Source organism: Tibeticola sediminis (assembly GCF_003843835.1).
Lineage (GTDB): Bacteria > Pseudomonadota > Gammaproteobacteria > Burkholderiales > Burkholderiaceae_C > Tibeticola > Tibeticola sediminis.
In genome coordinates, this window is record NZ_RKQL01000006.1 from 164,448 (window position 1) to 174,023 (window position 9,576).

Genomic DNA, 9,576 nt, shown 5'->3' on the forward strand with positions numbered 1-9,576 from the left:
GGCTGCGCCGACCTCCGGAGGGGGGTCGATTGTACCCGGGGCGCTCGGGTTTGTCCCTTTTCCAGATCGGCCGCCGTAAAATGCCCGGTTTCCCCAGCTGCCGCCATGTCCGAAACCCCTGCCAAACCCGCTGCCAAGAAAGCCCCCGCTGAGCGGCCCTTGCCTGCGACCTATGAGTCGGCCGTCGAAGAGCTCGAGCAGCTCGTCGCCCGCCTCGAATCGGGCCAGTTGCCGCTCGAGGAACTGTTGGGCGCGTATCGCCGGGGTGCGGCGCTGCTCGCGTTTTGCCGTGAACGGCTGCAGGCGGTCGAAGACCAGGTCAAGGTGCTCGACGAAGGCGCGATCAAGCCATGGACGGCGTCATGAGCGGCGGCTTCGATTTTTCGGCCTGGGCCGAGGCGCGGCGTGCCCGCGTGGAAGCCGCGCTCGAAGCCTGGGTTCCGGCAGACGCGGCGGCGGGTCTGGGCGAGGCCATGCGGTATGCGGTGCTCGATGGCGGCAAGCGCCTGCGGCCCTTGCTGGTGCTCGCCAGCGCCGAAGCCCTTGGCGCAAACCCCGAAGACGATGCGGCGCTGCGCGCGGCGTGTGCGGTCGAGCTCATCCACGCCTATTCCCTGGTGCATGACGACATGCCCTGCATGGACAACGACGTGCTGCGCCGGGGCAAGCCCACGGTGCATGTGCGCTACGGCGAGGCGGGCGCGCTGCTCGCGGGCGACGCGCTGCAGGCGCTCGCCTTCGAGCTGCTCACGCCCGAGGCGTCGCCCGGCACGCCAACCCAGACACCACCCGAGGCGGTGACGCCCCCGCGCCTCGCGCACGCGCCCGCCACCCAGGCCCGCCTGTGCGGCTTGCTGGCGCGCGCCGCGGGCCATGCGGGCATGGCGGGCGGGCAGGCGATCGACCTCGCAAGCGTCGGGCGCACGCTCGACGCCGCAACGCTGCGCGACATGCACCGCCTGAAAACCGGCGCGCTGCTCACGGCCAGTGTGCTCCTGGGCGCGGCGGCCACGGGCTTGGCGTCCGTGACGCCCGCCTGGCAGGCACTGAGCGCGTTTGGCGAGGCGGTGGGCCTGGCGTTTCAGATCGTCGACGACGTGCTCGACGTCACGGCCGATGCGGCCACGCTCGGCAAGACCGCGGGTAAGGACGCCGCCGCGAACAAACCCACCTTCGTGACGCTGCTCGGGCTCGAGGGCGCGCGCGCCGAGGCGGCGCAGCTGCATCGCCATGCACTCGACGCGCTGTCCGAACTGCAGCGGGCCTGCCCGCAGGCGCAACTCTCGGCGCTGGCTGCACTGGCCGACGCGATGGTGCGGCGGGAATATTGAGCTTTTGAGGCATCCATGATCCACACGCTGCTCGAAACGATCCAGGATCCGGCTGATTTGCGGCGGCTGCCGCGTGCCCAGCTCAAGCCGCTGGCCGATGAGCTGCGCAGCTTTCTGCTCGAGAGCGTGGCGCGCACCGGCGGGCATTTGAGTTCCAACCTGGGCACCGTCGAACTCACCATCGCGCTGCACTACGTGTTCGACACCCCGCGCGACCGGCTGGTGTGGGATGTGGGCCATCAGACCTATCCGCACAAAATTCTCACGGGGCGGCGCGAGCGCATGGCCACGCTGCGCCAGCTCGGTGGGCTCTCGGGCTTTCCGCAGCGCACCGAGAGCGAATACGACACCTTCGGCACGGCGCATTCGTCGACCAGCATTTCTGCGGCGCTCGGCATGGCCATCGCGGCACAGATGAAGGGCGAAGACCGCCATGCGGTGGCCATCATTGGTGACGGCGCCATGACCGCCGGCATGGCTTTCGAGGCGCTCAACAACGCCGGCGTGCAGGAGGACATCCGCCTGCTCGTCATCTTGAACGACAACGACATGTCGATCAGCCCGCCCGTGGGCGCGCTCAACCGCTATCTCGCGCAGCTGCTCAGCGGCCAGTTTTATGCCGCGGCCAAGAACGTCGGCCGTACCGTGCTCAAACCCGTGCCGCCGCTGTTCGAGCTCGCCCGCCGGCTCGAACAAGGCGCCAAGGGCATGGTGGGGCCGGCCACGCTGTTCGAGAAGTTCGGGTTCAACTATGTCGGCCCGATCGACGGGCACGACCTCGACGCCCTGATTCCCACGCTGGAGAACCTGCGCCAGCTCAGGGGCCCGCAGTTCCTGCATGTGGTCACGAAAAAAGGTCAGGGCTACAAGCTCGCCGAGGCCGACCCCGTGGCCTATCACGGCCCTGGGAAGTTCGATCCGGCGGTCGGCATCGTGCCGCCCACGGGAGCGGTCAAGCCGACTTTCACGCAGATCTTTGGGCAGTGGCTGTGCGATATGGCCGAGCAGGACCCGCGGCTCGTGGGCATCACGCCGGCCATGCGCGAGGGCTCGGGCCTGGTCGAGTTCCATCGGCGCTTCCCTGGTCGCTACCACGATGTCGGCATTGCGGAGCAGCATGCGGTCACGTTCGCCGCCGGCCTGGCCTGTGAAGGGCTCAAGCCCGTGGTGGCGATCTATTCCACGTTTCTGCAGCGCGCGTACGACCAGCTCATCCACGACGTGGCGATTCAAAATCTCCCGGTGGTGTTCGCGCTCGACCGTGCCGGCCTCGTCGGTGCGGACGGGGCGACGCATGCGGGCGCCTATGACATCGCCTATTTACGCTGTATCCCGAACATGGCGCTGGCCTGCCCGGCCGATGAACGTGAGTGCCGACAGCTGCTCTCGACCGCCTATGCGCAAAACGGCCCGGTCGCCGTGCGCTATCCGCGTGGAGCGGGCGTGGGGGTGGCGCCGCTGCCCGGGCTCGAAGGGCTGCCCTTTGGCAAAGCGGAGCTGCGACGCCTGCGCCTGTCCAAGCCCGAACGCGAAGGCGCCCCGCAGGGGGTGGCCATCCTGGCCTTCGGCACCTTGCTCTACCCGGCGCTGGAGGCGGCGGAGCGGCTCGACGCGACAGTGGTCAACATGCGCTGGGCCAAGCCGCTGGACCTCGAACTGCTGCAGGAAATCGCCGCCACGCATGAGGCGCTCGTGACGGTCGAGGAAGGCTGCGTCGCCGGAGGCGCGGGCAGTGCGGTGGGCGAGGCGCTGCACGCGGCGGGGTTGCTGCGCCCCGTGCTGCAACTGGGTCTGCCCGACCGGTTCATCGAGCATGGCGATCCGGCGAAGCTGCTGGCGCTGCAAGGGCTCGACGCCGCGGGCATCGAGGCATCCATCCGCAGCCGCTTTGGCGCGCTCGTGGGCAGCGGGCGTCCGGGGCTCAAGGCGGTTGCTTAGGGCAACGCTGAACAAGCTCCTTGCGCGTCGCGCATCCCGGCCGGGGACGCGCTGCGGCCTCGGCTGTCGCGGCGTGGCGACGACCGCGTTTGAAATCTCGTCAACGCGCGTGTGATCCATGTTGTGTTTGCCTTGCGCGAGCGCAAGAAAACGGCAAAAACCGCTGCCCCGGCCGCCCCTGCGCGGGAAAACCCGGCCCGGCGTGCCCGGGGGCTTTCCTACAATGTGCGCTGACCGACAAAGTCACCGGGAAGGCCGTGCCCGTTCCGGTTTGTTCCACTACTGACAGGAGACCCTCTCTATGGATCGTCGTTCCCTCATCAAACACGCCGGCATTGCTGGCGTGCTGGCTGCAGGCGTGGCCCCGGCCGTGCATGCCCAACAGGCCATGCGCTGGCGCATCGCCTCGAGCTTCCCCAAGTCGCTCGACACCATTTTTGGCGCGGCCGAAGTGTTTGCCAAAAAGGTCGGTGAGCTGTCGGGTGGCAAGTTCACCATCACCGTGCACGCCGGCGGCGAGCTGATGCCTCCGTTCGGCGTGCTCGACGGTACCTCGAACGGCACGGTGGAGATGGCGCACACCGCGCCCTACTACTTCTTCGGCAAGGATCCCACCTACGCGCTGGATTGCGCGATTCCGTTCGGCCTCAACAGCCGTCAGATGACCGCCTGGATGTATCAGGGCAACGGTTTGAGCCTGATGCGCGAGTTCTACGCCAACGTGGGCATCGTGAACTTCCCCATGGGCAACACCGGCGCGCAGATGGGCGGCTGGTACCGCAAGGAAATCAAGTCGCTGGCCGACATGAAGGGTCTGAAGATGCGCATCGGCGGCTTCGGCGGCAAGGTGCTCGAGCGCATCGGCGCGGTGCCGCAAAACATCCCCGGTGGCGAGATTTACCAGTCGCTCGAAAAAGGCACCATCGACGCCGCCGAGTGGGTCGGTCCGTACGATGATCTGAAGCTCGGCTTCAACAAAGTGGCGCCGCACTACTACTACCCCGGCTGGTGGGAAGGTGGCCCGCAGCTGACGCTGTTCGTCAACAAGAAGGCGTACGACGGGCTCTCGTCCGAGTACAAGGCCATGATCGAAACCGCTGCGGCCTACGCCCACACCGACATGCAGGCCAAGTACGACGCCAAGAACCCGGCCGCGCTGAAGACCCTGGTAAGCCAAGGGACCAAACTGCATCCCTTCCCGGCCGACGTGATGAATGCCGCGTTCAAGGCGGCCGAACAGATCTACGCCGAACTCAGCGCCAGCAACCCGGCCTGGAAGAAGATCTACGCCGATTTCTCGGCCTTCCGGCGGGATCAGAACCTTTGGTTCCGCTTCACCGAGAATGCTTTTGACAGCTTCATGCAGCGTCAGAAGCTCTGAGGTCCAAGGCCATCGTCGTGCCTGCGGGCGCGACGATCCGTCGGGCCCAGGCAAAGAAAAGCCCCGCATCTGCGGGGCTTTTTTGTGGGGCCTTTGTTGTGGGCTTTTGCGAAGCTCAGACCAGGGGAAAACCCCGGACGCCGCCGAATGGGCGGCGCACCCGGGGGTGGGCCTCAAGGCTTCTTGCCGGCCGCGTCGGCCTTGATCGCGTCGTTCAAGGCTTTCATCGGATCATCGGCGGGCGCAGGCGCTGCAGCGTCCGTGCCGGGGGCGCTGGCAGGCGGCTGGCCGAAGTCGGCCGCTGGTGGCGGTGTCGCGGCGTCGCTGGCCTGATCCATCTGAACTTCGAGTTGCTGGAACACCTTGTCGGCGTCGACGGTCGGTCCCTTGTGCACGCCGCTGGGGACGAGGCCGGGGAATGCAATGATGAGCCCCACCATGATGATCTGGATGAGCACGAAGGGCACGGCACCCCAGTAGATGTCTTCGATGCGCACCTTCTTGATGGGCTTGCCCGTGACCTTGTCGGTGTAGTCCTCATGCGGAGCGACGCTGCGCAGGTAGAACAGCGCGAAGCCGAAGGGCGGGTGCATGAACGAGGTCTGCATGTTCACCGCCAGCAGCACGCCGAACCAGACGAGGTCGATGCCGAGCTTGTCGGCCACGGGTGCGAGCAGCGGGATGACGATGAAGGCCAGCTCGAAGAAGTCGAGGAAGAACGCCAGGAAGAACACCAGCACGTTCACCACGATGAGAAAGCCGATCTGTCCGCCTGGCAGCCCCGAGAGCAGATGCTCGACCCAGATCGGGCCGTCTACGCCCTGGAACGCCAGGCTGAAGACGGTGGCGCCGATGAGGATGAAGAGCACGAGCGCCGAGACTTTGAGCGTACTGTCCATCGCCTGACGCATCAGGCCGAGGTCGAGCCGGCGGCGGCTGATGGCCATGATGAGCGCGCCCAGCGCACCCATGGCGCCGCCCTCGGTGGGGGTGGCGATGCCCAGGAAGATGGTGCCGAGCACGAGGAAGATCAGCGCCAGCGGCGGAATGAGCACGAAGGTCACGCGCTCGGCCATGCGCGAGAGCAGGCCGAGCTTGAAGCTCTTGTTGGCCAGAGCCGCGACGAACGCGACACCCATGTCCACGCACATCGAGAGCACGATTTTTTCGTCGAGCGGCATGGCGGCGTCGCGTGTCTTGGCGAATGCGACCGCGCAGCCCACCGAGATGAGCGCGAGCACGCCGACCGAGCGCATCCCGGTGCTGCCATCGTCTTCGCGGATGGTGCGCGCTTCGAGCGGCAACGCAGGCACGGCCGAGGGCTTGATGAGGCTCACCAGCAGCACAAAGCCGATGTAGAGCCCGGTGAGCACGAAACCAGGAATGAAAGCGCCTGCATACAGGTCACCCACGCTGCGGCCGAGCTGGTCGGCCAGCACGATGAGCACCAGCGAAGGCGGAATGATCTGCGCGAGCGTGCCGGACGCGGCGATCACCCCGGTGGCGATGCGCCGGTCGTAGCCGTAGCGCAGCATGATGGGCAGCGAGATCAGCCCCATGGAGATCACCGAAGCCGCGACCACGCCGGTGGTGGCGGCCAGCATGGCGCCGACCAGAATCACCGCATAAGCCAGGCCACCGCGGATCGGGCCAAAGAGCTGGCCGATGGTGTCGAGCAGGTCTTCGGCCATGCCCGAGCGCTCCAGGATCAGCCCCATGAAGGTGAAGAACGGGATGGCCAGCAGCGTGTCGTTCTGCATGATGCCGAACATGCGCAGCGGCAGGCTCTGCAGGAACGAGGGGTTGATCATGCCGAGCTCGATGCCCACGAGCCCGAAGAACAGGCCGCAGGCGGCCAGCGAGAACGCCACCGAGTAGCCGAACAGCAGGAAAACGATCAGCGAGGCGAACATGATCGGCGCCATGTTCGCGGTGAGGAATTCCATCATGCCTTGCCTCCTTGCTGCGCGGCTTCACGGGCGGCGACTTCCTTTTGCAGCAGGAACTCGGCGAGTTCCTCTTCGGCGCTCTTGGCGCCTTGCTTGGCCGTTGGGTCGGGGATCAGGCCCTGGAGGAAGGCGATGCGCTTGATGAGTTCCGACACGCCCTGGATGCCGAGCAGCAGCAGGCCCAGCGGCAGCAGCGCGAACACCGGCCAGCGGATCAGGCCCCCGGCGTTCGACGACATCTCGCCCGTCTGGTAGGCGTTGATCACCAGCGGCATCGCGAGCTTGATGATCATGAACACGAAGGGAAAGAGGAAGCAGGTGATGCCGATGATGTCGATCCAGATTTGCGCGCGCTTGGACAGACGCCCCGAGAGCACGTCGATGCGCACATGCTCCTGCCGCATCATGGTGTAGGCCGAGCCGAGCATGAACACCGCCGCGAACAGATACCACTGCAACTCCAGGAAAGCGTTGGAGCCGATGTCGAGCGTCTTGCGCACGATCGCATTGACCGCGCTGATGAGCACGGCGGCCAAAACCAGCCACGCGACGCTGCGGCCGATGAACTCGGTGAAGCGGTCGATCCGCCTCGAGAGGGTCAAGAGAAAATTCATGGTGTCTCCATCGTGAACAAACCGGGGGTGCCCGGGCCGCTTCCCTCCGCCGGGGTGGGCGGGGTAAGGGCAACGCTGTTCAGCGTTGCCCTAAGGTCGGACGATTTTAAGAGCGGGCCGGTCGCGCGCGACGATGAAAAAAAGTCAAAGCCGCGACGCGATAAATTTGAAAGCCTCAGGGTAAGCCCTAGGGCAAGGTCTCGCGGCCTATCATCGCCCTGGCGCTTTTATTGTGATAGCACAAGATGCCCGTTTTGCGCTGGGGGCGTGATATTTTTTCTGAAATTCCACCACGGAAGCGTCTGCCGCAGGCTCAGCACCTCACCGCAGTGCAGCGGGGCATAGCCGGGCCATTGCGCCATCTGCTGCTGCCAAGCCGGGGCGGCGAGCAGTGCTCGCAGCGCTCGCACGGCGGGTTGCTGCAGCGCGGATTTGAGGCACACGAGGTGGTAGTGCTCCTCGGCCAGCGGCACGAAGGTAAGGCCCCGTTGCCGCGCCGCGGCTTCGATGCCCAGGGCCGCGTCGGCGGCGCCTGCGGCCACGGCTTCGGCGGCGGCGCTGTGGGTGGTTTCGCCGCGCGGCAGGGTGGCGAGCGCATCCTCGGGCAGCCCTTCGGCCGCCAGCAGCTCCTGCAGCAGCACCCGCGTGCCCGAGCCGGGGCTGCGCTGCACGAAGCGCACCGCGCGCGCGGCGACGTCGCGCAGCGTGTGCAGCTGCAGCGGGTTGCCGGGCGCGACGATCAGCCCCTGCGTGCGGCAGGCAAAGCCGATGAGCTTGTGCTGCCCGGGCTTGAGCCGCGCCCGATAGGCCCGCGCGGTGGCGCTGTGGCGGGGCGCTTGCGCGAGCCCATGGAAGCCCGCCAGCAGGCAGCGCCCTTCATTGAGCGCGCGGATCGCGTCCACGCTGCCGGTAAAACGCAGGTCCAGATGCAGGCCCGCCTGTTGTGCGGCATAGGCGCGCAGCGCGACCAGCGCCTCGTCGTGGCTGGCGTGCAGCGCGAGCCACTGCACTTCGGGGTCAAAGGCGGCGGCAAACGCATGCTCGAGTTCGCCACGCAGGGCCTCGATCTGTGGCGCCAGCCGCGCCTGCGCCTGCCGCTCTGCCCACAGCAGCTTGGCGGCAAAGTCGGTCAGCCGCGCCGCCTGGCCTTGTTCCCAGTGCACCAGCGGCTGGCCGAGTTCGGCTTCCCAGCGCTTGAGCGCGCCCCAGACGTGCCGATAGGAGGCGCCGATGCGGCGCGCCGCCGCGGCAATCGAGCCCGCGTCGGCCACGGCGCCCAGCAGCGTCGAGAGCGGGTGCTGCACGCCGCGCGCGACGTCGTCCTCGCCGGTGTGCAGCGTGTAGTGAAGCGCAACCCTATGCATGAGCGGACATATCGTCAGAAGTCACAGAGCTTCCTACCATACCCCACCACTCGCGCATGTAGCCCGACGCCCGCCCATGTCGACCCTCACTGCCAGCCTTGCCACCGCCTGGACGCTGCTCGTCACGCCCGACCCGGCGCTGTGGGCGATCGTCGGGCGGTCGCTCGCGGTCAGTGCGCTGGCGTGTGCGCTCGGCGGCGCCGCCGGCCTCTTTCTGGGCGCCGCTCTGGGTGTGGCGCGGTTTGCGGGGCGGCGACTGGCGCTGGCGGTGCTCAACACCGCGCTTGCGCTGCCCTCGGTGGTGGTGGGGCTGTGCGTGTATCTGCTGCTGTCGCGCTCGGGGCCGCTTGGCTTTTTGGGCTGGTTGTTCAGCTTCGAGGCCATGGTGCTGGCGCAGTCGGTGCTGGTGCTGCCGGTGGTGGCGGCGCTCACGCGGCAGGTGGTCGAGGACGCCGAGCGCAGCCACGGCGAGCAGCTGCGCTCGCTCGGGGCGGGCACGGCCATGCGGGCGCTGCTGCTGGCCTGGGACGAGCGGGCGGCGCTGCTGACGGTGGGCGTGACGGCGTTCGGGCGCGCGCTGTCCGAAGTCGGGGCGGTGATGATCGTCGGCGGCAATATCGAGGGCTACACCCGGGTCATGACCACCGCCATTGCGCTCGAAACCTCCAAGGGCGACCTGCCGCTGGCGCTGGCCTTGGGGCTGGTTTTACTGGCGGTGGTGCTGGCCTTGCACGGGCTGGTCGGCCTGCTCGCGCTGCTGGGCGCGCGTCACGAGGCACGGTGCGCGGCGCCGGCGTTGGTGGCCGGGGCTGCGCCATGACCCTAAATCCGGCAGTTGACCGCTTCTCGCGAAAAGCAAGATGTTGATGTTTGAACAATTTTCGGTGCGCAGGCCCTTCACCGTTTGGGTGAGCGCTGCGCACCCGTTCGAGCCGCCCTCGGGCGCGGGGGCGGCGTTGCAAATCCTCGCCATGGCGAGCGCCATGGCTGTGGTTTGCG

At 67.3% G+C, this 9,576-nt stretch carries 8 protein-coding genes; 5 read left to right on the plus strand and 3 right to left on the minus strand.

Translation table 11 applies throughout. From position 1 onward, the window contains the following. The first annotated feature begins 105 nt into the window (after positions 1 to 105). The 4 genes from EDC62_RS12020 (at position 106) to EDC62_RS12035 (ending at position 4,650) form a co-directional block, all read left to right on the plus strand. Positions 106 to 366 (plus strand): exodeoxyribonuclease VII small subunit, encoded by a 261-nt coding sequence (locus tag EDC62_RS12020; protein WP_124224058.1) that lies wholly within the window; start codon positions 106 to 108, stop codon positions 364 to 366. Then, on the plus strand, positions 351 to 1,331 hold the full coding sequence (locus tag EDC62_RS12025) for a polyprenyl synthetase family protein (RefSeq protein ID WP_124224059.1): 981 nt from the start codon (positions 351 to 353) through the stop codon (positions 1,329 to 1,331). The genes EDC62_RS12020 and EDC62_RS12025 overlap by 16 nt, the downstream gene beginning before the upstream one ends. Positions 1,332 to 1,346: 15 nt before the next feature. After that, on the plus strand, positions 1,347 to 3,269 hold the full coding sequence (gene dxs, locus EDC62_RS12030) for a 1-deoxy-D-xylulose-5-phosphate synthase (protein ID WP_124224060.1): 1,923 nt from the start codon (positions 1,347 to 1,349) through the stop codon (positions 3,267 to 3,269). Positions 3,270 to 3,570: 301 nt separating this feature from the next. Further along, complete coding sequence (locus tag EDC62_RS12035) at positions 3,571 to 4,650, plus strand: TRAP transporter substrate-binding protein (protein ID WP_124224061.1); 1,080 nt, start codon at positions 3,571 to 3,573, stop codon at positions 4,648 to 4,650. Positions 4,651 to 4,823: 173 nt separating this feature from the next. On the opposite strand, the gene EDC62_RS12040 is transcribed toward EDC62_RS12035, so the two are convergent. The 3 genes from EDC62_RS12040 to EDC62_RS12050 all read right to left on the minus strand — a co-directional run bounded on the left by EDC62_RS12040 (position 4,824) and on the right by EDC62_RS12050 (position 8,577). Next, on the minus strand, positions 4,824 to 6,596 hold the full coding sequence (locus EDC62_RS12040) for a TRAP transporter large permease (RefSeq protein ID WP_211331007.1): 1,773 nt from the start codon (positions 6,594 to 6,596) through the stop codon (positions 4,824 to 4,826). Further along, a complete protein-coding gene (locus EDC62_RS12045) occupies positions 6,596 to 7,213 on the minus strand; it encodes a TRAP transporter small permease subunit (protein WP_124224063.1) in 618 nt (205 codons plus the stop codon). Before EDC62_RS12045 ends, EDC62_RS12040 begins: the two co-directional genes overlap by 1 nt. A 227-nt stretch (positions 7,214 to 7,440) precedes the next feature. Then, positions 7,441 to 8,577: a substrate-binding domain-containing protein gene (locus EDC62_RS12050; RefSeq protein WP_124224064.1), complete on the minus strand. Its 1,137-nt coding sequence runs from the start codon at positions 8,575 to 8,577 to the stop codon at positions 7,441 to 7,443. A gap of 76 nt (positions 8,578 to 8,653) precedes the next feature. Between EDC62_RS12050 and EDC62_RS12055 the strand changes: the two genes are divergently transcribed. Continuing rightward, the gene (locus EDC62_RS12055; protein WP_170159072.1) at positions 8,654 to 9,397 is read left to right on the plus strand and encodes an ABC transporter permease; all 744 of its coding nucleotides are present in this window, start codon (positions 8,654 to 8,656) and stop codon (positions 9,395 to 9,397) included. Positions 9,398 to 9,576 lie beyond the last annotated feature (179 nt).